Here is a 25929-nt window from a genome sequence, read left to right as displayed (position 1 = left end):
CGGCGCCGCGCGCCCGGATAGGCTTCCAGGGACATCGGACATGCGGTACCGGGAGGCTGACATGGCGGCATGGACGTGGCGGTTCGAGAAGTCCGACGGGACGGAGGTGCCCCCGGCGGTGCAGCCGGAGGAGTTCACGACGCAGGGGGACGCCGAGTCCTGGGTCGGCGAGTACTGGAAGCAGCTCGTGGAGGGCGGCGCCGACCAGGTCTCCCTCTTCGAGGACTCGACCAAGATCTACGGCCCGATGAACCTGCACGCGGAGGACGCGTCCGCCTAGGGCGGGGCTCGCGATCAGCCCCCGGAGGACGCGGGGGACCGGGCGAGCGCCCACTGGGCGCGCGCCCAAGAAAGGCCGCGGTCGCGTGTGCTCGTCGCCGAGCGGATGCGACCGCGGCCTTTCTCCGGGGCACCGCGCGCTACATCTCGCCGAGGGTCACCTCGGCCGACTTCTGCGCGCCGTCCCGCGTGTAGGCGACCCGGACCTTGTCCCCGGGCTTCTCCGCGGCCAGCGCCTCGGAGAGCGACTGCATCGTCGTCACGTCGGTGTCGCCGAACCGGGTGATGACGTCCCCGGCCTCGATCCCGGCCTTCTCGGCGGCCCCGCCGTCCGTCACGGAGACCACGCCGACCCCGGCGGCCCGGTAGCCGTCGTCCACCACGGTGCGGCCGGTGATGCCGAGCGCGGCCCGCCCCGAGTCCGTCACCTCGCCGTCCTTGATGACCTGGTCCGCGACCGTCGTGACCATCGACGCGGGGATCGCGAAGCCGATGCCCGGCGCCGCGCTGTCGCCCATGTCGGGGTCGGTCGCCGCGAGCGTCGGGATGCCGATGACGTCGCCGTTCAGATCGACGAGCGCGCCGCCGCTGTTGCCCGGGTTGATCGCCGCGGACGTCTGCACCATGTTCGCGATGGTCGCCCCGGTCCCGCCGCCCGCCCGGCTCTCGCTCACGGTCCGCCCGGTCGCCGAGACGATGCCCTGGGTGACGCTGGACGACAGACCGAGGGGCGATCCCATCGCGAGCGTGATCTGCCCGACCTCGACCTTCGACGAGTCCCCGAACGACGCCGCCTTCAGCGTGTCCGGCACCTTCTCCAGCTTGATGACGGCGAGGTCCTGCTCGGGATACGCGTACACGAGCCTCGCCGTCAGCCGGTCGGTGCTGTTGGCCGTCGTGACCTCGAACGTCTTCTCGTCGCCGACCACGTGCGCGTTCGTCACGATGTGCCCCTGGTCGTCGTACACGACACCGGAGCCGAGGTCGGAGGACGCCTGGATCTGGACGACCGACGGCAGGACGTCCTTGATCACCCGCTGGTAGTCCTCCTGAAGGCTGTTGGCCGCGGCGGGCGCTGCCGCCTGCGTGGTGGCGTCGGACGAGCCGGAGGACCCGGAGCCCGAGCACCCGGAGACGAGCGCCGCCGCGCACACGACGGCGGCCAGCGACGGCAGAGGAGGGCGGGAGCGGGAGCGGGCCCCGCCACGAGAACCGGTACGAGAGACATTCATGCCCGGATTGTCATGTTCGTCCGGGCGCGTCGCCCCCGCTGAGCGGCCGAACAGGGGGCGGGACCGCACCGGCGGACGCCGGTGTCAGCCCCGCACCCCGCACAGGTGGAGCAGCGCCGCGACCCGCCGGTACGGCTCCGTACGCCCGGCCCGCTCCTCCGCGGCGAGGAGCGTCTGGAGCTCCCCGTGCTCCGGCGGCGTCACGTCGTCCGAGGCCTGGTCGGTGAAGACCCGCACCCCGTACCAGGCGTGCAGCGGCGCGCCGATCCCGGCGAGCGTCTCGGTCAGCGCGGCGAGCCGGTCCGCCCGCACGTCGAGTCCGAGGCGGTTGGTGTACGACGTCGAGTCGAAGGCGCCGAGCGTGGTGACCCAGTCACCGGCGAGCCCCGGGCGCATGGCCAGCGCGTCCGCGTTCCGTACCAGGAGCGACAGCAGGCCGCCCGGCGCGAGCATCCGCGCCAGGCCCGCGAGCAGCGCGTCCGGGTCCTCGACGTACATCAGCACGCCGTGGCAGAGCACGATGTCGAAGCTGCCCGGCAGGAAGTGGACGCCGGTCTCCATGCCGCTGCCCTGCACGATCCGCACCCGCTCGCGGACCCCGGCGGGCTCGTCGGCGAGCGCGAGCTGGGCGGCCCGCACCATCTCGGGGTCCTGCTCGACGCCGGTCACCTTGTGTCCGGCCCGGGCCAGGCGCAGCGCCTGGGTGCCCTGGCCCATGCCCACGTCGAGCACCCGCAGCCGCTGCCCGACGGGGAAGCGCCCGGCTATCTGCTCGTCGAGCTGCCGGGCCACCAGTTCCTGCCGTACGACGTTGCGCAGACCGCCCAGCTTGCCCAGCCAGGAGTGCACCGCGTCACCGGCGAAAGGATCGGCGCTCAGGGCCGCTCCCCACGCTTGACCTGCGGCTTCGGCAGGCGCAGACGCTTCATCTGGAGCGTGCGCATCAGCGCGTACGCGACGGCGCCCTTGCGGCGCTCGTTCGGGAACTTCTCCGCGAGCAGCTTCTTCAGACGGAAGCCCGTGATGGCGGAGTCGATCACGATCGCGACGATCACGAACAGCCACAGCAGCAGCGCGATGTTCTGGAGGGAGCCGACGCGGACCATGCTCAGGACGAGGATGATCACCGCCATCGGCAGGAAGTACTCGGCGATGCAGAACCGCGAGTCGACGAAGTCGCGCGCGTACTTGCGCACCGGCCCCTTGTCGCGGGCCGGCAGGTAGCGCTCGTCACCGCTGGCCAGCGCGGCGCGCTGGCGCTCCATGGCGGTGCGGCGCTCGTCGCGCTGCCGGGAGCGGGCCTCCTTCGGCGACATCTTGGTGTTGGCCACGCTGCGGCGCTGCGTCTGGGCCTCGCTGCGCTTCGGCGTGGGGCGGCCCTTGGGCGCCTGCGGGTCTCGGGTCTGCGTCGACGAGGGGGTCACCGGGGCCTTGGCGGCCGGTGCCTTGTCGTCCTTGGATCGGCTACGGAACACAAAAACCAAGGGTACGTGGTGGGCGCGCATGGACCAGAGGGTCGGGGGGAACGATCCGGCAACACCCTGCGTCCCTGTGCACAGGACCTCGGGGCTCACCTACTCCCTACGCCGGAGCGGAGCGGGACGCAGTCGTCCTTGGGGATGAGCGCATCCGCACCTGAACAGTGCGGTAATAGATGCAGGACCCGTACTGTGGATTCTGTCGCAGTGCTGGAGCTGGAACGGCCGGTCGGATCTGTCAGAAGGGGGCGCGCGAAGCCCATGAGCGGTGTCATGAAGCGTATGGGGATGATCTTCCGCGCGAAGGCGAACAAGGCCCTTGACCGGGCCGAGGACCCGCGCGAAACCCTCGATTACTCGTACCAGAAGCAGCTGGAGCTGCTGCAGAAGGTGCGCCGCGGCGTCGCCGACGTGGCGACCAGCCGCAAGCGCCTGGAGCTGCAGCTCAACCAGTTGCAGGGCCAGTCCTCCAAGCTGGAGGACCAGGGCCGCAAGGCGCTCGCGCTCGGCCGTGAGGACCTGGCCCGCGAGGCGCTGTCCCGGCGCGCCGCGTTGCAGCAGCAGGTCACCGACCTGGAGACGCAGCACCAGACGCTCCAGGGCGAGGAGGAGAAGCTCACCCTGGCGGCCCAGCGGTTGCAGGCCAAGGTCGACGCCTTCCGTACGAAGAAGGAGACCATCAAGGCCACCTACACCGCGGCGCAGGCGCAGACCCGGATCGGCGAGGCGTTCTCCGGCATCTCCGAGGAGATGGGCGACGTCGGCATGGCGATCCAGCGCGCCGAGGACAAGACGGCCCAGCTCCAGGCGCGGGCCGGCGCCATCGACGAGCTCCTCGCGTCCGGCGCCCTCGACGACTCGTCCGGCCTCGCGAAGGACGACATCCAGTCCGAGCTGGATCGCCTCTCCGGCGGAACTGATGTAGAGCTGGAGCTCCAGCGCATGAAGGCCGAGCTGGCCGGGGGCTCCTCCTCGTCCCAGCAGGCCCTCGAGGGCGGCACCGGGCAGGGCCAGCAGGCCCCGCAGACCCAGGACACCCCGCGCTTCGACAAGCAGTAGTCCTTACGCCGAGGAGGGCGTCATGATCGTACGGATCATGGGGGAGGGCCAGGTGAAGCTGTCGGACGACCGCTTCGCCGAACTCAACAAGCTCGACGACGAACTTCTCGAGGAGATGGAGAACGGGGACGGCCCGGGTTTCCGCCGCACCCTCGACCAACTCCTCGACGCTGTCCGCCGACTCGGCGAACCGCTCCCCGACGACGCGCTGGAGCCCTCGGAGCTGATCCTTCCGGCGCCGGACGCGACGCTGGAAGAGGTCCGCGCGATGCTCTCGGACGACGGTCTGATCCCGGGCTAGGACGAACCCCGCGGACCAGCTCCGGGCAGGCCCGCTCCGCCGCGGTGGCCCGGTGACGTACACCGGAAGGGGGCGGCTACCGTGACCCCGGTGACCCCCCTCGTACGGTGGGCCAGGACGCACCCCCTGGCTCTGGACGCCCTCGTGGCCGCCGGTGTCCTCATCTGCATGGTCGCCGGCTCCTTCGTCGACCCGCACGGCGCCGACGGCACCTACGGCTGGGGTGCCCGCACCCCGGACGCCCTCAGCCTCTTCCTCATGGTGCTCGGCGCCGCCGCCCTGGTCTTCCGCCGCATCGCCCCCATGTACGTCCTCGCGGCGACCTCCACCGTCTCCCTCGTGGAACTGGTCACCGGCGAACCCCGCGCCCCCGTCGTGATGTCCGCGGTCGTCGCCCTGTTCACCGTCGCCGCCACCACGGACCGCCCCACCACCTGGCGCGTCGGCCTCGCCACGATGGCCGTGCTGACCTGCGTCGCCATGTTCGTCGGACCGCTGCCCTGGTACGCCCAGGAGAACCTCGGCATCTTCGCCTGGACCGGCATGGCCGCCGCCGCCGGCGACGCGGTCCGCTCCCGCCGCGCCTTCGTCGCCGCCATCAGGGAGCGCGCCGAGCGCGCCGAACGCACCCGCGAGGAGGAGGCCCGGCGCCGCGTCGCCGAGGAACGGCTGCGCATCGCCCGCGATCTGCACGATGTCGTCGCGCACCACATCGCCCTCGTGAACGTCCAGGCCGGGGTCGCCGCCCACGTCATGGACAAGCGCCCCGACCAGGCGAAGGAAGCCCTGTCGCACGTCCGCGAGGCCAGCCGCTCCGCGCTCAACGAACTCCGCGCCACCGTCGGTCTGTTGCGGCAGACCGGCGACCCGGAGGCCCCGACGGAACCCGCGCCCGGACTCGACCGGCTCGACGACCTCGTCGACACGTTCCGGCACGCCGGCCTGCCCGTCGAGGTGGCCCGCGCCGAGGACGCTCCCGCGCTGCCCGCCGCCGTCGACCTCGCCGCCTTCCGGGTCGTGCAGGAAGCCCTGACGAACGTACAGAAACACGCGGGCCCCGACAGCAGGGCCGAGGTCAGCGTCGTGCGGGTCGGCCCCAACGTCGAGGTGTCCATCCTCGACGACGGCCCCGGCACCACCTCGGCGACCACCGCCGACGAGCACGGCGGCCACGGCCTGCTCGGCATGCGCGAACGCGTCACCGCGCTCGGCGGCACCCTCACCGCGGGACCGCGGTACGGCGGCGGCTTCCGCGTCCATGCGATCCTTCCGGTCAACGCCCGCACCACCACATCGGGGGACGCCACCACATGACGATTCGGGTACTGCTGGCCGACGACCAGGCCCTGCTGCGCAGCGCCTTCCGCGTGCTCGTCGACTCCGAGTCCGACATGGAAGTGGTGGGGGAGGCCTCCGACGGCGCGGAGGCGGTCCGCCTCACCCGCACCGAGCGGCCCGACGTCGTCCTGATGGACATCCGGATGCCCGGCACCGACGGCCTCGCCGCGACCCGCGAGATCAGCGCGGACCCCCAACTCGCCCACGTACGCGTCGTGATGCTGACGACGTTCGAGGTCGACGAGTACGTCGTGCAGTCGCTGCGGGCCGGCGCCTCCGGCTTCCTCGGCAAGGGCGCCGAGCCCGAGGAACTCCTCGCCGCCGTGCGCATCGCCGCCGCGGGCGACGCCCTGCTCTCACCGGCCGCGACCCGCGGCCTGATCGCCAAGTTCCTCGCGCAGGGCGACGGTTACGAGGAGCTGCCGGACGGCGAGCGACCCGGCGGGCGGCACGGCGAACGGCTCGCGGCGCTCACCGTCCGCGAGCGCGAGGTCCTGGTCCAGGTCGCCGGCGGCCACTCGAACGACGAGATCGCCGAACGCCTCGAGGTCAGCCCGCTCACCGTGAAGACCCACGTGAACCGCGCCATGGCCAAACTCGGCGCCCGCGACCGCGCCCAACTCGTCGTCATTGCGTACGAATCGGGCCTGGTACGCCCGAGGGTGGAGTGACCGCGGGCCCGTACGTACTACGGGCGCAGTACACGCGGGAGAAGAACGGGACCTGGGAGCGACGTGTCAGGGCGCTCCGGTGACCGAGGGTGGAGCCTGGACCCCCTGCATGCGTGTACACGCCAGGGGCCGCTCGCACGTTCCCCGCTCACGTCCCTCCGGAGACCCTCCCCATGTCCTGGCTGTCGAGATTCAGTCTCGCCCAACGCGCCCTGATCGGGCTGATGTCCATCATCGCGATCGTCTTCGGCGCCATCGCGATCCCGCAGCTCAAGCAGCAGCTGCTCCCCTCCATCGAACTGCCCATGGTCTCCGTCATCGCCCCCTACCAGGGCGCGTCCCCGGACGTGGTGGAGAAGCAGGTCGTCGAGCCGCTGGAGAACTCCCTCGACGCGGTCGACGGAATCACCGGCGTCACCTCCACGGCCAGCGAGGGCAACGCCCTGGTGATGGCCCGGTTCGACTACGGCAACGGCACGAAGCAGCTCGTCGCCGACGTCCAGCAGGCGGTCAACCGGGCACGGGCCCAGCTGCCCGACGACGTCGATCCGCAGGTCGTGGCCGGTTCGACCGACGACATCCCGACCGTCGTGCTCGCCGTCACCTCCGACAAGGACCAGCAGGCCCTCGCCGACCAGCTCGACACGTCCGTCGTGCCGGCCCTCAAGGACATCGACGGCGTCTCCCAGGTGACGGTGGACGGCGTCCGTGACCTCCAGGTCGACGTCACGCCCAGCGACAAGAAGATGGCCGCGGCCGGTGTCAACGTCCAGACGCTGAGCCGGTCCCTCCAGGCGGGCGGCGCCACACTGCCCGCGGGCTCCTTCGACGAGGACGGCCACAACCGCACCGTCCAGGTCGGCGGCGGCTTCACGTCCCTCGCCCAGATCGAGGACCTGATGATCACGGGGGAGGGCGTCAAGAAGCCCGTACGCCTCGGTGACCTCGCCACGGTGAAGCAGCGGCCGGCCACCGCCGACTCGCTCACCCGCACCGACGGCAGGCCCAGCCTCGCCGTCATGGTCACCATGGACCAGGACGGCTCGGCGGTCGCCATCTCGAACGCGGTCGAGGACAAGCTGCCCGGCCTGCGCCAGGACCTCGGCTCCGGCGCCGAACTGACGGTCGTCAGCGACCAGGGCCCGGCCGTCTCGAAGTCCATCTCGGGCCTGACCACGGAGGGCGCTCTCGGCCTCCTCTTCGCGGTCATCGTGATCCTGGTCTTCCTCGCGTCGATCCGCTCGACCCTCGTCACGGCGGTCTCGATCCCGCTGTCGGTGGTCCTCGCGCTGATCGTCCTGTGGACCCGCGACCTCTCCCTGAACATGCTCACCCTCGGCGCGCTGACCATCGCGATCGGCCGTGTCGTCGACGACTCCATCGTCGTCCTGGAGAACATCAAGCGGCACCTGGGCTACGGCGAGGAGCGTCAGGAGGCGATCCTCAAGGCGGTCCGCGAGGTCGCGGGCGCGGTCACCTCCTCGACCCTCACGACGGTCGCGGTCTTCCTGCCCATCGGCCTGGTCGGCGGCATGGTGGGCGAGCTGTTCGGCTCGTTCAGCCTCACGGTGACGGCGGCGCTCCTCGCGTCCCTGCTCGTCTCGCTCACGGTCGTACCGGTCCTGTCCTACTGGTTCCTGCGCCCGCCGAAGGCGGCCCGCGGCGTCGACCCGGAGGAGGCCCGCCGCGCGGCCGAGGAGAAGGAGGCCCGCTCCTGGCTGCAACGGATCTACGTCCCCGTGCTCCGCTTCGCGACCCGCCGCCGCCTCACCAGCGTGCTCATCGCGATCGTGGTCCTGGTCGGCACGTTCGGCATGGCGCCGATGCTGAAGACGAACTTCTTCGACCAGGGCGAGCAGGAAGTCCTGTCCATCAAGCAGGAGTTGAAGCCCGGCACCAGCCTGGCCGCGACCGACGCCTCCGCGCGGAAGATCGAGAAGGTGCTCCAGGGCATCGACGAGGTCAAGGACTACCAGGTCACCATCGGCAGCTCCGGCTTCATGGCGGCCTTCGGCGGCGGCACGGACACCAACCAGGCCTCGTACCAGGTGACGCTGAAGGACAAGGCGTCGTACGAGGACACGCAGAAGCGCATCGAGCGCGAGCTGGGCAAGCTCTCCGGACTCGGTACGACGACGATCGCGGCCGGTGACGGCTTCGGCAGCCAGGACCTGAGCGTGGTCGTGAAGGCCGCCGACGGCAGCGTCCTCGACCGGGCGGCCGAGCAGGTCCGCGACGCGGTGGCCGGGCTCGACGACGTCACGGACGTCACCAGCGACCTGTCGACGTCGGTCCCGCGGATCTCGGTGAAGGCCAACTCCAAGGCCGCGGCGGCCGGTTTCGACGACACGACGCTCGGCGCCGCCGTCGCGCAGGCGGTGCGCGGCACGACCAGCGGCAAGGCGATCCTCGACGACACCGAGCGCGACGTCGTCGTGAAGTCGGCGAAGCCCGCCACGACGATGGACGAGCTGAAGAAGCTGCCGATGGGGCCGCGCGGCCTCACGCTCGGCGACATCGCCACGGTGAAGCTGGCCGACGGGCCCGTCTCGATGACCCGGATCGACGGCGCCCGCGCGGCGACGATCACGGCGAAGCCGACCGGTGACAACACGGGCGCGGTCAGCGCCGACCTCCAGTCGAAGATCGACAAGCTGGATCTGCCGAAGGGCGCCACGGCGACCATCGGTGGTGTCACCTCCGACCAGGACGACGCCTTCAAGAACCTGGGCCTGGCGATGCTCGCGGCGATCGCGATCGTCTTCCTGCTCCTGGTCGCGACGTTCCGCTCGCTGGCCCAGCCGCTGATCCTGCTGGTGTCCATCCCGTTCGCGGCGACCGGCGCGATCGGCCTGCTGATCGCGACGGGCACCCCGATGGGCGTCCCGGCGATGATCGGCATGCTGATGCTCATCGGCATCGTGGTCACGAACGCGATCGTCCTGATCGACCTGATCAACCAGTACCGGTCCCAGGGCCTCGGCGTGGTCGAGGCGGTCGTCGAGGGCGGCCGCCACCGGCTGCGCCCGATCCTGATGACGGCGCTCGCGACGATCTTCGCCCTGCTCCCGATGGCGCTCGGCGTCACCGGCGAGGGCGGCTTCATCGCGCAGCCGCTCGCGGTGGTCGTGATCGGCGGCCTGATCACGTCGACGCTGCTGACCCTGCTCCTCGTCCCGACGCTCTACGCGATGCTGGAGCTCCGCAAGGAGAAGCGGGCGACGAAGCGGGCGGCCAAGCGGGAGAAGAAGGCGGGCGTGCCGTCGCCCGCCGACTCCCCGGAGTCGGAGCCCGCGAAGGTCTGACACCCGGCGCTGCACGAGGCGCCCGCCACGACGTGCGTCGGCCCGGCAGCGATCGCTGCCGGGCCGACGCACGTCGCGGGCCGCCGCCCGTCACCGGGCTACGGAAGCGCCAGCATCCGCTCGAGCGCCAGCTTCGCGAACTGCTCGGTCTCGCGGTCGACCTCGATCCGGTTCACGAGCTGCCCGTCCGCCAGGGACTCCAGGGTCCACACCAGGTGCGGCAGGTCGATCCGGTTCATGGTCGAGCAGAAGCAGACCGTCTTGTCGAGGAAGACGATCTCCTTGCCCTCGGGAGCGAAGCGGTTGGCCAGCCGGCGCACCAGGTTCAGCTCGGTCCCGATGGCCCACTTCGACCCGGCGGGCGCGGCCTCCAGGGCCTTGATGATGTACTCCGTCGACCCGACGTAGTCCGCCGCGGCGACGACCTCGTGCTTGCACTCGGGGTGGACGAGGACGTTGACGCCGGGGATGCGCGCCCGTACGTCCTCCACCGACTCCAGCGAGAAGCGCCCGTGCACGGAGCAGTGCCCGCGCCACAGGATCATCTTCGCGGCCCGCAGCTGCTCGACGGTCAGGCCGCCGTTCGGCTTGTGCGGGTTGTAGACGACGCAGTCGTCGAGCGACATGCCGAGATCACGCACCGCGGTGTTGCGCCCGAGGTGCTGGTCCGGCAGGAAGAGCACCTTGGTCGCACCGGGCTCGCCCTGCTCGAACGCCCAGTTCAGGGCCCGCTCGGCGTTCGACGACGTACAGATCGTGCCGCCGTGCTTGCCGGTGAAGGCCTTGATGTCGGCGGAGGAGTTCATGTACGAGACGGGCACGACGGACTCGGCGATGCCGGCCTCGGTCAGCACGTCCCAGCACTCTGCGACCTGCTCGGCGGTCGCCATGTCGGCCATCGAGCAGCCGGCGGCGAGGTCGGGCAGCACGACCTTCTGCTCGTCACCGGTGAGGATGTCCGCGGACTCCGCCATGAAGTGCACGCCGCAGAAGACGATGTACTCGGCCTCGGGCCTGGCGGCCGCGTCGCGCGCGAGCTTGAAGGAGTCGCCGGTGACGTCGGCGAACTGGATGACCTCGTCGCGCTGGTAGTGGTGCCCGAGCACGAACACCTTGTCGCCGAGCTTCTCCTTGGCCGCGCGGGCCCGCTCCACGAGGTCGGGGTCGGAGGGCGACGGCAGGTCGCCGGGGCAGTCCACGCCGCGCTCGCTCGTCGCGTCGGCCTCGCGGCCGAGCAGGAGCAGCGCCAGCGGCGTAGGCGAAACATCCAGGTCAACGGGGGCCTGGGGGGTCTGGGCCGTGGTCACGTCACGCACCCTTTCTGATCAACAGAACGACTTCTCGTCGAAATGACACTATCTATCATACGTGGTTCACGTCAGTTTGACGACACTCATGTCGTCGATGTGACGCAATCCGCCTCACCTTCTCCCTCCGGGCCCCGTGCCCCGTCCGCCGGGGGTGTGCGAGCATGAAAGGAAGAAGTGCGAAACCCTTGGCGGATCCGGAATGGATCCGGGCCTTTGCCGGTTGCAATGGTCGGCAAGCAGTCTCCGTACAACCCGGGAGAGATGTAGATGTCCGTATCGGACGAGACCACCACCGTCAGCGACGGCATCATCCTGAGCGACGCCGCCGCGGCCAAGGTCAAGGCTCTGCTCGACCAGGAAGGCCGTGACGACCTGGCCCTGCGTGTGGCTGTTCAGCCGGGTGGCTGCTCCGGCCTGCGCTACCAGCTCTTCTTCGACGAGCGCTCGCTCGACGGCGATGTCGTCAAGGACTTCGGCGGCGTCAAGGTCGTCACCGACCGTATGTCCGCCCCGTACCTGGGCGGCGCCTCCGTCGACTTCGTCGACACCATCGAGAAGCAGGGCTTCACGATCGACAACCCGAACGCGACGGGTTCCTGCGCCTGCGGCGACTCGTTCAGCTAGACACCACGGAAGCCCGTGCGGGCCGCCCCTCAGGGGCGGCCCGCACGGGCTTCCGCTTGTTCCGCGGCGGGGGCTCAGCCCCGCGGCGCCGTCTCCACCCCGCCCGGCCGGTTCTTCTGCGCCGCGGGCACCTCGTGCCCGTCCGCGTCCACGACCTTCCGCTCACCCAGCGGCGCGTCCAGGGTGACCGGCAGCGTGTAGAACTTCGCCAGCTCGATGCAGACGGTCCCCTTCTTCTCGGTCGACGTCACCGTCACCGTCACCCGGCCCCCGGACTCGTCCGCCCGCGCCGCGTACGTCGCGCACACGCCCCCGGTGAAGTGCAGGGTCAGCGTCCTGCCGCTGCCGCTGTACCCCTCCACCCGCACCTCGCGCGTCCGCGTCCCCGGGTCGCCGGCCGACGTGCTCGGCCGCGGGCTCGGCTGCGTCGGCGGCTCGTCACCCGGCGCCGCACTCGACGGCGCCACCAGGTACTTCGGGTCGACCGCCGGATGCGTCACCGTGAACACGGAGTCCGCCCCGGTCGGCTTCACCTCGAACAGCCACGCCGGTACGAGCGCCTGCCGCCCCTGCGTGTAGTACGCGGCGAGCCCGAACGTGGCCTTGTCCACGGTCACCGTGGAGGACGCCGGCGGCCGCGGTGACGACGGGGTGCAGCCGTTGCCCTGGGTCCGCTCCCCGTCCAGCGGCACCGCACTCGCGCAGTCGCCGGCGGAGACGCCGCGGTCACCGCTCGCCGCGCTGTTCAGCTGCCCGATCGTCTCCTTCGCCCCGACCACCGGATAGACGTCACTCTTGACCGGGGCCTTCAACTGCCCACTGCCACCGGTCACTTGACCGTCGGGGCCGACCTGGATGCCCGTGGACCAGCCGTACGTCGGCAGGCCGCCCACCTTCGGGTCGGCGTTCACCACCCGGGTGGCACCCATGAGCTGGTCCGTGTCGAGCTTCGCGTCGTCCTGCCCGAGAGCCTTGAGGATCGGCGCCGCCGCCTTCTTCGCGACGGCCGCGCTCACCGCGTCGTCCTCGCTCCCGCTGCCCACCGGCGCGTCCGGACACTTCGCCACACCGGTGCACTTGTCGCCGGACGACGGTGCGAGACGGGAGTACGTCCAGGTCCCCGGCGCCTTCCGGTTCACCTGCAACGAAGGGCCCGAGCCGTCCTGCGCCGGGTCCAACCGCCAGGCCCCGTCCCGCAGCCGGGGCGTGCCCTCGACCCCGAGCGCCTCGGCGAGCGCGCTGACCTCGGCCGCGCCGACCTGGCCCTCGGGCCGGTAGACGGGCGCCTCGTCCGGGCCGTCGGGCAGGTCGCCACCCGCCCTGTAGCGCGTGCCGTTGGGGTCGGGCTCGCCGGGCGCGATGCCGTTCGTCGTGCCGGGGCCGCCGCCCTCGCCGTACCCGTCCAGGGCCAGCGGTGGGGAGTGCCGCCGTCGCCGGGGCCGCTCGCCCGGCCCGCTCCTCCGCCGGACGCGGTCGTCGCCAGGTACGCGCCGCCGCCACCGGCGAGAAGGACAGCCGCGGCGACCAAAGCGATCGCCGGCGTGCGCCGTCGCCCGTGCCGATCCCGCGTCCGCTGTTCGGTGCTCACTGCATCGCTCCTTCGCCTGCCGCGTCGTATCCCGCATCCCCTTGATGAAGGACAACTGAAGGGGACAGCGATGGGACGTGGCAGGGGAGCGCACGGTTCCCTCCCGGGCGCCGGGAGTTCTCGCGGAGGGCGCCCACGCGGCGCGAACGCCCTCCGCGGTGGGCCGCTCAGTCGCCGAAGTCGGCCATCGCGTCGATGAGGCGGGCGGAGGAGGCCGGCACGACGACCCCGTGGATCCGCGCGGAGAGCGGCCCAGCGGGCACCGGAACCACCCGCTCCAGCTCCCAGGGCGCCCGGGGGGTCACCCAGTGCGGCACCATCCGTGCGCAGTCGCCGCGCAGTGCGGCCAGCCCGTCCTGGGTCATGAAGGACACGTCGTAGGTCATGACGGCACCGTAGGCACGAGATCCGGTACGAAAAAAGCCCTACTATCGGGTAGTTTCCGCACTTCAGGCCAGACGCCCTGACCGGGTAGCGTGAAGCGTCAATCCCTCCCGTCTCCACCCCGCCCTTGTCATGGGCGCTTCGCGCGCCCTTCCGTCTCTCGCAGGAAGCGTGCTCACGCCGTGCGAATCGCAGTCACCGGCTCCATCGCCACCGACCATCTGATGACCTTCCCCGGCCGTTTCGCCGACCAGCTCGTCGCCGACCAGCTGCACACGGTCTCCCTCTCCTTCCTCGTCGACAACCTCGACGTGCGCCGGGGAGGCGTCGGCGCCAACATCGCCTTCGGCATGGGCCAGCTCGGCACGGGCCCGATCCTCGTCGGCTCCGCCGGCTTCGACTTCGACGAGTACCGCGCCTGGCTGGACCGCCACGGCGTGGACACGGAGTCCGTCCGTATCTCCGAGACGCTGCACACCGCCCGCTTCGTGTGCACGACGGACGCCGACCACAACCAGATCGGCTCCTTCTACACGGGCGCGATGAGCGAGGCCCGGCTCATCGAGCTGAAGACCGTCGCCGACCGCGTGGGCGGTCTCGACCTGGTCCTCATCGGCGCGGACGACCCCGAGGGGATGCTCCGCCACACGGAGGAGTGCCGCAGCCGCTCCATCCCGTTCGCCGCCGACTTCTCGCAGCAGATCGCGCGCATGGACGGCGAAGAGATCCGCACGCTCCTCGACGGCGCCACGTACCTCTTCTCGAACGAGTACGAGAAGGGCCTCATCGAGTCGAAGACCGGCTGGTCCGACGCCGAGATCCTGGCCAAGGTCGGCCACCGCGTCACCACGCTCGGCTCGCGCGGCGTCCGCATCGAGCGCGTCGGCGACGACCCGGTCGAGGTCGGCTGCCCGGAGGAGAAGGCCAAGGTCGACCCGACCGGCGTCGGCGACGCGTTCCGCGCGGGCTTCCTGTCCGGCCTGTCCTGGGGTGTCTCCCTGGAGCGCGCGGCGCAGGTCGGCTGCATGCTCGCCACGCTGGTCATCGAGACCCTGGGCACCCAGGAGTACGAGCTGCGCCGCGCGTCGTTCATGGACCGCTTCCGCAAGGCGTACGGCGACGAGGCCTCGGTCGAGGTCGAGGCCCACCTCGCCGCGTAAGCGCCGCGCGAACCACTCGCGCAAGACCGCGGTCGCGGCCGCCCCTCGACCGGGCGGCCGCGACCGCGGTCTCTTCCGTACGACGCCTGCGAACGCCCCGGCCTTCCGTACGCGCTACACGAGCCGGCGCACCACATAGGAGGCGCCGCCCCGAGGGCGCGGCTCGGCGCCCACGTACTCCTGGCCCTGTGTGAAGCACCACGCCGGGATGTCCACGGCGGCGACCTCGTCATCGGCGACGACGCTGACCGTGCCGCCCACCCGCACCCGCCCGATCGCCTTGGCGAGCTCGATGACGGGCAGCGGGCAGCTCAGCCCCAGCGCGTCGACGGTCACCGACTCGGCCGCCCCCGCGGCGGACGTGACCGGCGCCCCCAGCTTCTCCCGCACCTCCCGCACGACCCCGGGCAGCACGTCCAGGAACCGCTCGACCTCCCCGGCCTCGGTCCCCGGCGGCAGCGAGACCCGTACGTTCCCCTCGCTCACGACCCCCATCGCGCGCAGCACATGGCTGGGCGTCAGTGTGCTGCTGGTGCATGACGATCCGGACGAAACGGAAAAACCAGAACGATCCAGTCCGTGCAGCACGCTCTCCCCGTCGACGTACAGGCACGAGAACGTCACCAGGTGCGGCAGCCGTCGCTCCGGATCTCCGACGACCTCCACGTCCGGCACGAGCTCCGGCACCCGGACCCGGATCCGCTCCGTCAACTCCCGCAGCCGCGCCGCCTCCCCGGCGGCCTCGGCGCGCACGGCCCGCAACGACGCGGCGGCGGCCACGATCCCCGGAATGTTCTCGAACCCGGCGGCCCGCCCCGACTCCCGCTCGTCGGCGGGCCCTTGAGCCGCGAAGCGCACACCCTTCCGTACGACGAGGATGCCGACCCCCGCGGGGCCGCCCCATTTATGGGCGCTCCCGGTGAGCAGCGACCAGTCGCCCTCGACCGGACCCCAGGCCAGCGACTGTGCCGCGTCAACCAGGAGCGGCACACCCGCCTCCCGGCACAGGTGAGCGACTTCGGCGACCGGCTGCACCGTGCCGACCTCGTGGTTGGCGGACTGCAGACAGGCCAGCGCGGTGTCGGACCGCAGCGCGTCGGCGTACGCGGCGACCGCCACGCGGCCCTCCCGCCCGACGCCCACCTCGGTCACCGAACCGCCGTCGCTCTCGTGGGCCGCCGCCGAATGGAGCACTGCCGAGTGCTCCACCGCGGACACCACCACGTGCCGTCCGACACGCCGACGTCCCGCGAGCGCGCCGGCCATGCCGTCGTGGAGCGCGCGCGTCCCCGAGGAGGTGAACACGAGCTCGTCCGCGCGGCACCCCACGGCCTCCGCGGCCGCCTCCCGGGCGGCGTCCAGGAGCAGCCGGGCCCGCCGCCCCTCGCGGTAGAGCCGGGAGGGATCGGCCCAGCCTTCATCAAGGGAGGCCTGGAGAGCCTGCCGGGCGACGGGATGGAGCGGAGCGGACGATGCCGCGTCGAAATAGGCCACGGCCCCACGCTAGAACCCCGGTCGCCGGGAGCCCCGCCAGGGTCGTGGCGAACGGCGCGAGCGGCCCCGAAAGGCCCGTACCCGCCCAACGGGACAAAGCGCCCGCCCCGAAGTGCTCCGACCCCCCGTCAGAAAGCCGCAAACGCAGGCCGATCCCACCCTTCGGAGTGACCCGCGGCGCGTTAGGCACCCTCCCCGCGCGACCCCAAATAGCGTCCAGTAGGGTTTGGTCCGCATAAACATCCAAACCCCTGCCCGTGTGCCAGGGCGGCGAGCGACCAGCGAGACGGCCGTAGCCAACCAGCGCGGGCGAGACTCTCGGGAAGGCGCTACGTGAGTCCCAACGGCTCCGACCGCTCGTCGCGGCGCCCGATGCGGCGGAAGCTGCCGCAGGTGCTGACTGCGGGCCTGATCCTGGTTACCGCTACCGGTTGCACATACAAGGACTTCCCTCGTCTTGGTATGCCCACCCCGGTGACGGAAGAGGCCCCACGGATCCTCTCCCTCTGGCAGGGCTCGTGGGCGGCAGCGCTCGCCACGGGCGTCCTTGTCTGGGGCCTGATCCTGTGGAGCGTCATCTTCCACCGGCGTAGCCGCACCAAGATCGAGGTTCCGACGCAGACGCGGTACAACATGCCGCTCGAGGCGCTGTACACGGTGGTGCCTCTCATCATCGTGTCGGTCCTCTTCTACTTCACCGCGCGCGACGAGTCGAAGCTTCTGAAGCTCGACGACAAGCCCGCGCACACCATCAACGTGGTCGGCTACCAGTGGAGCTGGGGCTTCAACTACGTCGAGAACGTGCCGGGTGTCGACGGTGACGCCAAGACCTCCAAGGAGCTCTCGGCGATTCCGAAGCGCTTCAAGGAAGACTTCCCGGCGAACGCCGGTGGTGTCTACGAGGTCGGTACCCCTGGCGAGCGGAACCCGCAGACCAACAACCCCGGCCCGACCCTCTGGCTCCCCAAGGGCGAGAAGGTCCGCTTCGTCCTCACTTCGCGTGACGTCATCCACTCCTTCTGGGTGGTGCCGTTCCTCATGAAGCAGGACGTCATTCCGGGCCACACCAACTCCTTCGAGGTGACCCCCAACAAGGAGGGGACCTTCCTGGGCAAGTGCGCCGAGCTCTGCGGCGTCGACCACTCCCGGATGCTGTTCAACGTGAAGGTCGTCTCTCCGGAGAAGTACGAGCAGCACCTCAAGGACCTCGCCAAGAAGGGGCAGACCGGTTACGTCCCGGCTGGCATCGCCCAGACGGACCACGAGAAGGACCGGGAGACGAAGAACCTGTGAGCATCCTCAACGAACCCCAGGGTGCCGCCGCGGCTGACGACTCGTACGAGAACGAGCTGCCGGTCCGGCCCAAGAGCCCCGGCGCGACGGTGATCAAGTGGCTGACCACCACTGACCACAAGACGATCGGCACGCTGTACCTGGTCACGTCGTTCGCGTTCTTCTGCATCGGCGGCGTCATGGCGCTCTTCATGCGCGCCGAACTGGCCCGTCCCGGCACGCAGATCATGTCGAACGAGCAGTTCAACCAGGCGTTCACGATGCACGGCACGATCATGCTGCTGATGTTCGCGACGCCGCTGTTCGCGGGCTTCGCGAACTGGATCATGCCGCTGCAGATCGGCGCCCCCGACGTCGCGTTCCCGCGACTGAACATGTTCGCCTACTGGCTGTACCTGTTCGGCTCGCTGATCGCGGTGGGTGGCTTCCTCACCCCGCAGGGCGCCGCCGACTTCGGTTGGTTCGCCTACAGCCCGCTGTCGGACGCCGTCCGCTCGCCGGGCATCGGCGCCGACATGTGGATCATGGGTCTGGCCTTCTCCGGCTTCGGCACGATCCTCGGCTCGGTCAACTTCATCACCACCATCATCTGCATGCGCGCTCCCGGCATGACGATGTTCCGCATGCCGATCTTCGTGTGGAACGTGCTGCTGACCGGTGTGCTGGTCCTGCTGGCCTTCCCGGTCCTCGCGGCCGCGCTGTTCGCCCTGGAGGCGGACCGCAAGTTCGGTGCCCACGTGTTCGACGCCGCCAACGGCGGCGCGTTGCTGTGGCAACACCTCTTCTGGTTCTTCGGACACCCAGAGGTGTACATCATCGCCCTGCCGTTCTTCGGAATCATTTCCGAAGTGATCCCGGTGTTCTCGAGAAAGCCGATGTTCGGCTACTCGGGCCTCATCGGGGCGACGATCGCCATCGCCGGTCTCTCCGTGACCGTGTGGGCGCACCACATGTACGTGACCGGTGGCGTGCTCCTGCCGTTCTTCTCCTTCATGACGTTCCTGATCGCCGTGCCAACAGGCGTGAAGTTCTTCAACTGGATCGGAACGATGTGGAAGGGCTCGTTGTCCTTCGAGACACCGATGCTCTGGGCGGTCGGCTTCCTGATCACCTTCACCTTCGGTGGTCTGACCGGCGTCATCCTGGCGGCCCCGCCGCTGGACTTCCACGTGTCGGACTCGTACTTCGTGGTGGCGCACTTCCACTACGTGATCTTCGGTACGGTCGTCTTCGCGATGTTCTCCGGATTCCACTTCTGGTGGCCGAAGTTCACCGGCAAGATGCTCGACGAGCGCCTCGGCAAGATCACGTTCTGGACGCTGTTCGTGGGCTTCCACGGCACGTTCCTGGTGCAGCACTGGCTGGGCGTCGAGGGCATGCCGCGTCGTTACGCGGACTACCTCGCGGCCGACGGCTTCACCGCGCTGAACACGATCTCGACGATCTCGTCCTTCCTGCTCGGTCTGTCGATCCTGCCGTTCTTCTACAACGTCTGGAAGACCGCCAAGTACGGCAAGAAGATCGAGGTCGACGACCCGTGGGGCTACGGCCGTTCGCTCGAGTGGGCGACGTCCTGCCCGCCGCCGCGGCACAACTTCCTCACCCTGCCGCGCATTCGCTCCGAATCGCCGGCGTTCGATCTGCATCACCCTGAGATCGCGGCCCTGGACCAGCTGGAGAACTCCGGCCACGGCTCCAAGGCGCTCGCTGGCGGCAAGGAGGCCGGCAAGTGAAGGTCCAAGGCAAGATGTTCATCTGGCTGAGCCTCTTCGTCCTGATCATGGCCGGTGTCTACGGCGTGTGGTCGAAGGAGCCGGCCGGTACGACGGCGCTCTTCCTGGCGTTCGGTCTCTGCATCATGATCGGCTACTACCTGGCCTTCACGGCCCGGCGTGTCGACACCGGTGCGCAGGACAACAAGGAGGCCGACGTCGCGGACGACGCCGGCGAGATCGGGTTCTTCAGCCCGCACTCCTGGCAGCCGCTCTCCCTGGCCGTCGGTGGCGCGCTCGCCTTCATGGGCGTCGTCTTCGGCTGGTGGCTGCTGTACTTCTCGGCCCCCGTGATCCTGTTCGGCCTGTGGGGCTGGGTCTTCGAGTACTACCGCGGCGAGAACCAGAACCAGTAGCACCACCTGGTTCCCGAACTCCCGTCCCCGAAGGGCCCGGACACTCCGTGAGGAGCGTCCGGGCCCTTCGGCGTGCCCCGCGACATGCCCCGTGCGGCTCACTCGCCGCGCTGGACGTGACGAACCTTCATACGGTGTGTTCATGAACCACTCACCGCGCATCCGTACGGTTCTCGGCTGCACGCTGCTGGTGGCCGCACTCGGTGCGGGCGTCACGGCCTGCGGCAGCTCGGGCCACCCGCTCTCCGCCAAGCCGTACGACGCGGCGAGCCAGATCACCTTCAGCGGGCCCGTGGGAGCCAAGAAGGCGGATCCGGACAAGCCCCTGGAAGTCACCGCGCAGGGCGACGAAGGGCGCATCACCGACGTCACCGCCACGGACGCCATGGGGCGCTACGTCGCGGGCGAACTCGCCGCCGACGGCCGGAGATGGCACAGCACCGCCCCGCTGGCCGCAGACGCCCACTACACGGTCCACGTCAGCACCGAGGACGAGGACGGCGCGCCCGGCCGCAAGGTCCTCACCTTCGACACCGGCAAGGCCGGCAAGGAGAAGGCGCTCAAGGTCACGTTCGGCCCCGAGGGCGGCAAGTACGGCGTCGGACAGCCCATCACGGCCCAGCTCAACAAGCCCGTCAAGGACAAGAAGGCCCGCGCCATCGTGGAGCGCGCCCTGAAGGTCGACTCGCAGCCCGCGGCGGACGGCGGCTCCTGGCACTGGGTCGACAGCAAGGAACTGCACTACCGCCCGAAGGAGTACTGGCCCGCCCACGCGACCATCACGGCCCGCAGCAACCTGGAGGGCATCAAGGTCGCCGACCGGCTCTGGGGCGGCCGCTCCAAGCCGCTGACCATCACCACGGGCGACAAGCTCGTGGCGGTCACCGACGCCGGATCGCACTGGATGACGGTCTACCGCAACGGCGAGGAGATCAACTCCATCCCGGTCACCACCGGCAAGCCGGGCTACGAGACCCGCAACGGCGTCAAGGTCGTGCTGGGCCAGGAGTACTCCGTACGCATGACCAGCGCGAGCATCGGTTCCTCGGACTTCTACGACAAGGAGGTGTACTACGCGACCCGCGTCACCTGGAGCGGCGAGTACGTGCACGCGGCCCCCTGGTCCGAGGGCTCACAGGGCTACGCGAACACCAGCCACGGCTGCACCGGCATGAGCACGAGCAACGCCGCCTGGTTCTTCGACACGTTCCGCCGCGGCGACCTCGTCAAGGTCGTCAACAGCTACGGCGAGGACATGGACCCGTTCGGCAACGGCTTCGGCGACTGGAACGTCGACTGGAAGGAGTGGCGCGAGGGCAGCGCCCTCACGGACTCCCACACGCCCGACCCGGTGCAGAAGGCCCGGCTCAGCCCCGAGGTCTGACCCGCCCGGATGTGAGACTTCCGACTCCCGTACGCCATCGGTGTACGGGAGTCGGCGCATTTCCAGCCGGTGCCGGCCCGGGGCGCCGGGTGGGCTCAGGCGCCCACGGCGAGCCGGGAGCGCAGCAGCGAGGCCAGCGCGTCTGCGAACTCGACCGGATCGACCGGAAGCGTCACCGCGGCCTCCGCGCGGCTCCACGTGGCCAGCCAGGCGTCCTGCGGGCGGCCGATCAGGAGCAGCACCGGCGGGCAGCGGAACACCTCGTCCTTGATCTGCCGGCACACGCCCATCCCGCCGGCGGGCACCGCCTCGCCGTCCAGGACGCAGACGTCGATCCCGCCCCGGTCCAGCTCCTTGAGGACCGCCGGGAGTGTCGCGCACTCGATGAACTGCACCTCGGGAACGTCGGACGCGGGCCTGCGGCCGGTGGCGAGGCGCACCTGCTCGCGCGTGTTGGCGTCGTCGCTGTAGACCAGAACCGTCGCGGTCGACTGCATCGTTCCTCCGAGGCGTCGTAAGTCTGGGGGCCGTGGGGCGTCGTTGGCGCGGAGCCTACTCCTCCCGACACCCCGTCAACACCGGTTCGCACAGGCCTCCGATGGGCCATATGGGCTGGACACACCCCCCAGACACTCCGAACGGCACCCCCCGGAGTGAGGGCGAGATAAGCGACCGACATAATGTCGGTCGTGGCGACAGCAACGACAGTAGAAACCGGGCACGCGCACCCGTCGGTCAATCGACCGAACCTCACCAGCGTCGGAACCATCATCTGGCTGAGTTCCGAGCTGATGTTCTTCGCGGCCCTCTTCGCGATGTACTTCACCCTGCGATCGGTGACCGGACCGGATCACTGGAAGGAAATGGCGTCCGCGCTGAACCTTCCGTTCTCCGCGACGAACACCACGATCCTGGTGCTCTCCTCACTCACGTGTCAGCTCGGCGTGTTCGCCGCTGAGCGCGGTGACGTGAAGAAGCTCAGGATGTGGTTCATCGTCACCTTCATCATGGGTGCGATCTTCATCGGCGGTCAGGTCTTCGAGTACACCGAGCTGGTCAAGAAGGACGGGCTTTCGCTCTCGTCCGACCCGTACGGCTCGGTGTTCTACCTGACCACCGGCTTCCACGGCATGCACGTGACAGGTGGCCTCATCGCCTTCCTGTTCGTCCTCGGCAGGACGTACGCCGCCCGGAGGTTCACCCACCATCAGGCGACCGCCGCAATCGTCGTGTCCTACTACTGGCACTTCGTCGACGTCGTCTGGATCGGTCTCTTCGCCACGATCTACCTGATCAAGTAGTTCGACGATCACAGCATCGGGCGTAGTACCCGACACATTCCCGCAGCACCGACGCAGAAGATCCTGACACCGGGGTAATCCGTGAAAAAGCTCTCCGCACGACGACGCCATCCGCTGGCGGCGGTCGTCGTCCTACTCCTCGCGCTGGCGGCCACCGGGGGGCTGTACGCCGCGTTCGCGCCCGCGGACAAGGCGCAGGCCGATGAAACCGCCCAGTCCCTCGCCATCGACGAGGGCAAGAAGCTCTACTCCGTCGGCTGCGCCAGCTGCCACGGAACCGGCGGTCAGGGCACCACCGACGGACCGAGTCTGGTGGGTGTCGGCTCCGCGGCCGTCGACTTCCAGGTCGGTACGGGCCGGATGCCGGCCCAGCAGCCGGGCGCTCAGGTCCCGAAGAAGAAGGTCATCTACTCGCAGGCCGAGATCGACCAGCTCGCGGCGTACATCGCCTCGCTGGGTGCCGGTCCGGTCGCGCCGACCTCCGAGGACTACAGCCCGGAAGGTGCGGACATCGCCAAGGGTGGCGAGCTGTTCCGTACCAACTGTGCCCAGTGCCACAACTTCACCGGTGAAGGTGGCGCTCTGACGCACGGCAAGTTCGCGCCGAGCCTCGAGGGTGTCGCTCCCAAGCACATCTACGAGGCCATGCAGACCGGCCCGCAGAACATGCCGTCCTTCCCGGACACGACGATGACCAAGCAGAACAAGAAGGACATCATCGCGTACCTCGACGCGGTCAACGGTGACAAGACGGAGAGCCCTGGTGGTCTCAAGCTGGGCGGGCTCGGCCCGGTCAGTGAGGGTCTGTTCGCCTGGATCTTCGGTCTCGGCGCCCTCGTCGCCGTCGCCATCTGGGTCGCCGCTCGGACCGCAAAGGCCAAGAAGTCATGAGTAGCCAAGACATTCCAGAAGAGAACCTGCCCGCTGGGCAGTCCACCGACGACGCAGCGGAGCACGGCTCGGTCGCGGTGAAGGACGAGCCCTTCGCCGACCCGGGTCTGCCGCCGCACGAGCACCGGATCCAGGACATCGACGAGCGGGCCGCGCGACGGTCCGAGCGCGTCGTGGCCATGCTGTTCACGGTGTCGATGCTGGCGACCATCGCCTTCATCGCCTCGTACGTCGCCATCGACGTCGACAAGAGCATCTACGTCTTCCCGATCGGGCACATCAACGCGCTGAACTTCGCGCTGGGCCTGACCCTGGGCGTGGCCCTGTTCTGCATCGGCGCGGGCGCGGTCCACTGGGCCCGCACTCTGATGTCCGACGTCGAGGTCGCCTCCGAGCGTCACCCGATCGAGGCCGAGCCCGAGGTCAAGGCGAAGGTCCTCGCGGACTTCGCCGACGGTGCGCGCGAGTCGCAGTTCGGCCGTCGCAAGCTGATCCGCAACACGCTGTTCGGCGCGCTGGCCCTGGTGCCGCTCTCCGGCGTCGTCCTTCTTCGTGACCTCGGGCCGCTGCCCGAGACGAAGCTGCGCCACACGGCGTGGAAGAAGGGCAAGAAGCTCGTCAACATGAACACGAACGAGCCGCTGCGTGCTTCGGACATCGCGGTCGGTTCGCTCACCTTCGCCAAGCCCGAGGGCGTGGAGGAGCACGACGAGGACTTCCAGCAGGTCATGGGCAAGGCCGCCCTGATGCTCGTGCGGATCCAGCCGCAGAACATCAAGGACAAGCAAGAGCTCGAGTGGTCCCACGAGGGCGTCGTCGCGTACTCGAAGATCTGCACCCACGTCGGTTGCCCGATCTCCCTGTACGAGCAGCAGACGCACCACGTGCTGTGCCCCTGTCACCAGTCCACCTTCGACCTCTCCGACGGTGCCCGGGTGATCTTCGGTCCCGCCGGTCACGCGCTGCCGCAGCTGCACATCGGCGTAGATGACGAGGGCTTCCTCGTCGCGCAGAGCGACTTCGCGGAGCCCGTCGGTCCTGCCTTCTGGGAGCGCGGATGAGTACTACGACCACCAACGACGCGCCTTCTCGTGAGAAGGCGCCGGCCGGCGAGCGCGTCGCCGACTGGGCCGACGGTCGGCTGGGGATCTACTCCCTGGCCAAGGCCAACATGCGCAAGATCTTCCCGGACCACTGGTCCTTCATGCTCGGTGAGATCTGCCTCTACAGCTTCATCATCATCATCCTCACGGGTGTGTACCTGACGTTGTTCTTCCACCCCTCGATGAACGAGGTGGAGTACCACGGCAGCTACATCCCGCTGCAGGGTCAGCTGATGTCCGAGGCGTTCAACTCGACCATGCACATCTCCTTCGATGTGCGCGGTGGCCTGCTGATCCGTCAGATCCACCACTGGGCCGCGCTGATCTTCCTCGCCGGCATGTTCGTGCACATGATGCGCGTGTTCTTCACGGGTGCGTTCCGCAAGCCGCGTGAGGTCAACTGGCTGTTCGGCTTCCTGCTGTTCGTCCTGGGCATGTTCACCGGCTTCACCGGTTACTCGCTCCCGGACGACCTGCTCTCCGGCACCGGTGTCCGCTTCATGGAGGGCGCGGTCCTGTCCGTGCCGATCGTGGGCACGTACCTGTCGTTCTTCCTCTTCGGCGGCGAGTTCCCGGGCGGCGACTTCGTCGCGCGGTTCTACTCGGTCCACATCCTGCTGCTGCCGGGCATCATGCTCGGGCTCGTGGTCGCTCACCTGATCCTGGTCTTCTACCACAAGCACACGCAGTTCGCGGGCCCCGGAAAGACGAACAAGAACGTCGTGGGCATGCCGCTCCTGCCGGTCTACATGGCCAAGGCGGGTGGCTTCTTCTTCCTGGTCTTCGGTGTCATCGCGGTCGTCGCCGCGATCGCGTCGATCAACCCGATCTGGGCCATCGGCCCGTACCGGATCGACCAGGTGTCCACGGGTGCGCAGCCCGACTGGTACATGGGCTTCTCCGAAGGCCTGATCCGTACGATGCCGGGCTGGGAGATCAACCTCTGGGGTCACACGCTCGTCCTGGGTGTGTTCGTCCCGCTGGTGATCTTCCCGCTGGTCCTGGTCGCGATCGCGGTCTACCCGTTCATCGAGTCCTGGGTCACCGGCGACAAGCGCGAGCACCACATCCTGGACCGCCCGCGCAACGTCCCGACGCGTACCGCCTTCGGCGCCGCGTGGATCTCCTGGTACTTCGTCCTGCTCGTCGGTGGTGGCAACGACCTCTGGGCCACGCACTTCCACCTGTCGATCAACGCGATCACCTGGTTCGTCCGCGTCGGATTCTTCGTCGTGCCGGTCCTCGTGTTCATCGCCACCAAGCGGATCTGCCTCGGCCTCCAGCGCCGCGACAAGGACAAGGTGCTGCACGGACGCGAGTCCGGCATCATCAAGCGCCTGCCGCACGGTGAGTTCGTCGAGGTGCACGAGCCGCTCGACCAGGAGGCCCTGCACACCCTCACGGCGCACGAGCAGTACAAGCCGCTCGAGATCGGCCCCGCGGTCGACGAGAACGGTGTGGAGCGCAAGCTCGGCCGTCTGCAGAAGCTGCGCGCCAAGCTCTCGAAGGGCTACTACGGGGAGCACAACCAGATCCCCAAGCCCACCGCCGAGGAGTACAAGGAGATCACCAGCGGCCACGGCCACCACTGATCTCTGATCTGTTC

24 protein-coding genes are annotated in these 25929 nt (G+C 69.4%); 16 read left to right on the top strand and 8 right to left on the bottom strand.

All coding sequences use genetic code 11. The annotated features are described in order from the left end of the window. Positions 1–61 precede the first annotated feature (61 nt). The gene (locus V2W30_RS11165) at positions 62–280 is read left to right on the top strand and encodes a hypothetical protein (protein ID WP_338695810.1); all 219 of its coding nucleotides are present in this window, start codon (positions 62–64) and stop codon (positions 278–280) included. 139 nt (positions 281–419) lie between these two features. On the opposite strand, the gene V2W30_RS11160 is transcribed toward V2W30_RS11165, so the two are convergent. The 3 genes from V2W30_RS11160 to V2W30_RS11150 all read right to left on the bottom strand — a co-directional run bounded on the left by V2W30_RS11160 (position 420) and on the right by V2W30_RS11150 (position 3016). Next, positions 420–1511 (bottom strand): S1C family serine protease, encoded by a 1092-nt coding sequence (locus tag V2W30_RS11160; RefSeq protein ID WP_338695809.1) that lies wholly within the window; start codon positions 1509–1511, stop codon positions 420–422. 84 nt (positions 1512–1595) lie between these two features. Further along, a complete protein-coding gene (locus V2W30_RS11155; RefSeq protein ID WP_338703559.1) occupies positions 1596–2303 on the bottom strand; it encodes a class I SAM-dependent methyltransferase in 708 nt (235 codons plus the stop codon). 83 nt (positions 2304–2386) lie between these two features. Continuing rightward, the gene (locus tag V2W30_RS11150; protein WP_338695807.1) at positions 2387–3016 is read right to left on the bottom strand and encodes a DUF3043 domain-containing protein; all 630 of its coding nucleotides are present in this window, start codon (positions 3014–3016) and stop codon (positions 2387–2389) included. A 234-nt stretch (positions 3017–3250) separates the two neighbouring features. Here V2W30_RS11150 and V2W30_RS11145 point away from each other — a divergent pair, with 234 nt between their 5' ends. The 5 genes from V2W30_RS11145 to V2W30_RS11125 all read left to right on the top strand — a co-directional run bounded on the left by V2W30_RS11145 (position 3251) and on the right by V2W30_RS11125 (position 9663). Beyond that, positions 3251–4048 carry a PspA/IM30 family protein gene (locus V2W30_RS11145; RefSeq protein WP_338695805.1) on the top strand — a complete coding sequence of 266 codons (798 nt, stop codon included), beginning with the start codon at positions 3251–3253 and terminating at the stop codon, positions 4046–4048. 22 nt (positions 4049–4070) lie between these two features. Continuing rightward, complete coding sequence (gene pspAA, locus V2W30_RS11140) at positions 4071–4349, top strand: PspA-associated protein PspAA (protein ID WP_338695803.1); 279 nt, start codon at positions 4071–4073, stop codon at positions 4347–4349. Positions 4350–4439: 90 nt separating this feature from the next. Continuing rightward, a complete protein-coding gene (locus V2W30_RS11135; protein ID WP_338695801.1) occupies positions 4440–5663 on the top strand; it encodes a sensor histidine kinase in 1224 nt (407 codons plus the stop codon). After that, entirely contained in the window at positions 5660–6358 is a 699-nt protein-coding gene (locus V2W30_RS11130) for a response regulator transcription factor (protein WP_338695799.1), read from the top strand. The genes V2W30_RS11135 and V2W30_RS11130 overlap by 4 nt, the downstream gene beginning before the upstream one ends. 173 nt (positions 6359–6531) lie before the next feature. Further along, positions 6532–9663: an efflux RND transporter permease subunit gene (locus V2W30_RS11125; protein WP_338695797.1), complete on the top strand. Its 3132-nt coding sequence runs from the start codon at positions 6532–6534 to the stop codon at positions 9661–9663. 98 nt (positions 9664–9761) lie between these two features. Here the strand turns inward: V2W30_RS11125 and nadA are convergent, their stop codons facing one another. Further along, positions 9762–10970 carry a quinolinate synthase NadA gene (gene nadA / locus V2W30_RS11120; protein WP_338695795.1) on the bottom strand — a complete coding sequence of 403 codons (1209 nt, stop codon included), beginning with the start codon at positions 10968–10970 and terminating at the stop codon, positions 9762–9764. Between the two features lie 270 nt (positions 10971–11240). On the opposite strand from nadA, the gene V2W30_RS11115 reads away from it, so the two are divergent. After that, positions 11241–11597, top strand: a complete 357-nt coding sequence (locus tag V2W30_RS11115) for an iron-sulfur cluster assembly accessory protein (protein WP_338695794.1) — start codon at positions 11241–11243, stop codon at positions 11595–11597. 74 nt (positions 11598–11671) lie between these two features. On the opposite strand, the gene V2W30_RS11110 is transcribed toward V2W30_RS11115, so the two are convergent. Then, positions 11672–13222 carry a hypothetical protein gene (locus tag V2W30_RS11110; RefSeq protein ID WP_338695792.1) on the bottom strand — a complete coding sequence of 517 codons (1551 nt, stop codon included), beginning with the start codon at positions 13220–13222 and terminating at the stop codon, positions 11672–11674. Positions 13223–13352: 130 nt separating this feature from the next. After that, the gene (locus tag V2W30_RS11105) at positions 13353–13571 is read right to left on the bottom strand and encodes a hypothetical protein (RefSeq protein ID WP_338695790.1); all 219 of its coding nucleotides are present in this window, start codon (positions 13569–13571) and stop codon (positions 13353–13355) included. Positions 13572–13751: 180 nt separating this feature from the next. Here V2W30_RS11105 and V2W30_RS11100 point away from each other — a divergent pair, with 180 nt between their 5' ends. Next, positions 13752–14729, top strand: a complete 978-nt coding sequence (locus V2W30_RS11100; RefSeq protein ID WP_338695788.1) for a carbohydrate kinase family protein — start codon at positions 13752–13754, stop codon at positions 14727–14729. A 114-nt stretch (positions 14730–14843) separates the two neighbouring features. On the opposite strand, the gene V2W30_RS11095 is transcribed toward V2W30_RS11100, so the two are convergent. Beyond that, positions 14844–16223, bottom strand: coding sequence for a cysteine desulfurase/sulfurtransferase TusA family protein (locus V2W30_RS11095; protein ID WP_338695786.1), 1380 nt, complete (start codon positions 16221–16223; stop codon positions 14844–14846). 333 nt (positions 16224–16556) lie between these two features. Between V2W30_RS11095 and coxB the strand changes: the two genes are divergently transcribed. From coxB to V2W30_RS11075, 4 genes are all read left to right on the top strand, one after another. After that, positions 16557–17516, top strand: coding sequence for a cytochrome c oxidase subunit II (gene coxB / locus V2W30_RS11090; RefSeq protein ID WP_338695784.1), 960 nt, complete (start codon positions 16557–16559; stop codon positions 17514–17516). Next, entirely contained in the window at positions 17513–19249 is a 1737-nt protein-coding gene (gene ctaD / locus V2W30_RS11085) for a cytochrome c oxidase subunit I (protein ID WP_338695782.1), read from the top strand. The genes coxB and ctaD overlap by 4 nt, the downstream gene beginning before the upstream one ends. Further along, on the top strand, positions 19246–19644 hold the full coding sequence (locus V2W30_RS11080; protein ID WP_338695780.1) for a cytochrome c oxidase subunit 4: 399 nt from the start codon (positions 19246–19248) through the stop codon (positions 19642–19644). The genes ctaD and V2W30_RS11080 overlap by 4 nt, the downstream gene beginning before the upstream one ends. A 142-nt stretch (positions 19645–19786) precedes the next feature. Next, complete coding sequence (locus tag V2W30_RS11075) at positions 19787–21028, top strand: L,D-transpeptidase (RefSeq protein ID WP_338695777.1); 1242 nt, start codon at positions 19787–19789, stop codon at positions 21026–21028. A gap of 95 nt (positions 21029–21123) precedes the next feature. Here the strand turns inward: V2W30_RS11075 and V2W30_RS11070 are convergent, their stop codons facing one another. Next, on the bottom strand, positions 21124–21525 hold the full coding sequence (locus V2W30_RS11070) for a hypothetical protein (RefSeq protein ID WP_338695775.1): 402 nt from the start codon (positions 21523–21525) through the stop codon (positions 21124–21126). 183 nt (positions 21526–21708) lie between these two features. On the opposite strand from V2W30_RS11070, the gene V2W30_RS11065 reads away from it, so the two are divergent. From V2W30_RS11065 to V2W30_RS11050, 4 genes are all read left to right on the top strand, one after another. Further along, on the top strand, positions 21709–22329 hold the full coding sequence (locus tag V2W30_RS11065) for a cytochrome c oxidase subunit 3 (RefSeq protein ID WP_338695773.1): 621 nt from the start codon (positions 21709–21711) through the stop codon (positions 22327–22329). Positions 22330–22410: 81 nt separating this feature from the next. Continuing rightward, a complete protein-coding gene (locus V2W30_RS11060; RefSeq protein WP_338695771.1) occupies positions 22411–23220 on the top strand; it encodes a c-type cytochrome in 810 nt (269 codons plus the stop codon). Next, positions 23217–24281 carry a ubiquinol-cytochrome c reductase iron-sulfur subunit gene (locus V2W30_RS11055; protein WP_338695769.1) on the top strand — a complete coding sequence of 355 codons (1065 nt, stop codon included), beginning with the start codon at positions 23217–23219 and terminating at the stop codon, positions 24279–24281. The genes V2W30_RS11060 and V2W30_RS11055 overlap by 4 nt, the downstream gene beginning before the upstream one ends. Then, on the top strand, positions 24278–25915 hold the full coding sequence (locus V2W30_RS11050) for a cytochrome bc complex cytochrome b subunit (RefSeq protein WP_338695767.1): 1638 nt from the start codon (positions 24278–24280) through the stop codon (positions 25913–25915). The genes V2W30_RS11055 and V2W30_RS11050 overlap by 4 nt, the downstream gene beginning before the upstream one ends. Positions 25916–25929: the final 14 nt, after the last annotated feature.

Source organism: Streptomyces sp. Q6, assembly GCF_036967205.1.
GTDB classification, from domain to species: domain Bacteria; phylum Actinomycetota; class Actinomycetes; order Streptomycetales; family Streptomycetaceae; genus Streptomyces; species Streptomyces citrinus.
This window is presented reverse-complemented; position numbering and strand designations above follow the sequence as displayed.

Coding starts and splice junctions, on each gene's coding strand:
- V2W30_RS11165 (WP_338695810.1), top strand. CDS start 62: ATGGCGGCATGGACGTGGCGGTTCGAGAAGTCCGACGGGACGGAGGTG.
- V2W30_RS11050 (WP_338695767.1), top strand. CDS start 24,278: ATGAGTACTACGACCACCAACGACGCGCCTTCTCGTGAGAAGGCGCCG.
- V2W30_RS11160 (WP_338695809.1), bottom strand. CDS start 1,511: ATGAATGTCTCTCGTACCGGTTCTCGTGGCGGGGCCCGCTCCCGCTCC.
- V2W30_RS11055 (WP_338695769.1), top strand. CDS start 23,217: ATGAGTAGCCAAGACATTCCAGAAGAGAACCTGCCCGCTGGGCAGTCC.
- V2W30_RS11145 (WP_338695805.1), top strand. CDS start 3,251: ATGAGCGGTGTCATGAAGCGTATGGGGATGATCTTCCGCGCGAAGGCG.
- V2W30_RS11070 (WP_338695775.1), bottom strand. CDS start 21,525: ATGCAGTCGACCGCGACGGTTCTGGTCTACAGCGACGACGCCAACACG.
- V2W30_RS11065 (WP_338695773.1), top strand. CDS start 21,709: ATGTCGGTCGTGGCGACAGCAACGACAGTAGAAACCGGGCACGCGCAC.
- V2W30_RS11130 (WP_338695799.1), top strand. CDS start 5,660: ATGACGATTCGGGTACTGCTGGCCGACGACCAGGCCCTGCTGCGCAGC.
- V2W30_RS11150 (WP_338695807.1), bottom strand. CDS start 3,016: ATGCGCGCCCACCACGTACCCTTGGTTTTTGTGTTCCGTAGCCGATCC.
- pspAA (WP_338695803.1), top strand. CDS start 4,071: ATGATCGTACGGATCATGGGGGAGGGCCAGGTGAAGCTGTCGGACGAC.
- V2W30_RS11075 (WP_338695777.1), top strand. CDS start 19,787: ATGAACCACTCACCGCGCATCCGTACGGTTCTCGGCTGCACGCTGCTG.
- V2W30_RS11115 (WP_338695794.1), top strand. CDS start 11,241: ATGTCCGTATCGGACGAGACCACCACCGTCAGCGACGGCATCATCCTG.
- V2W30_RS11105 (WP_338695790.1), bottom strand. CDS start 13,571: ATGACCTACGACGTGTCCTTCATGACCCAGGACGGGCTGGCCGCACTG.
- V2W30_RS11125 (WP_338695797.1), top strand. CDS start 6,532: ATGTCCTGGCTGTCGAGATTCAGTCTCGCCCAACGCGCCCTGATCGGG.
- V2W30_RS11110 (WP_338695792.1), bottom strand. CDS start 13,222: ATGCGGGATACGACGCGGCAGGCGAAGGAGCGATGCAGTGAGCACCGA.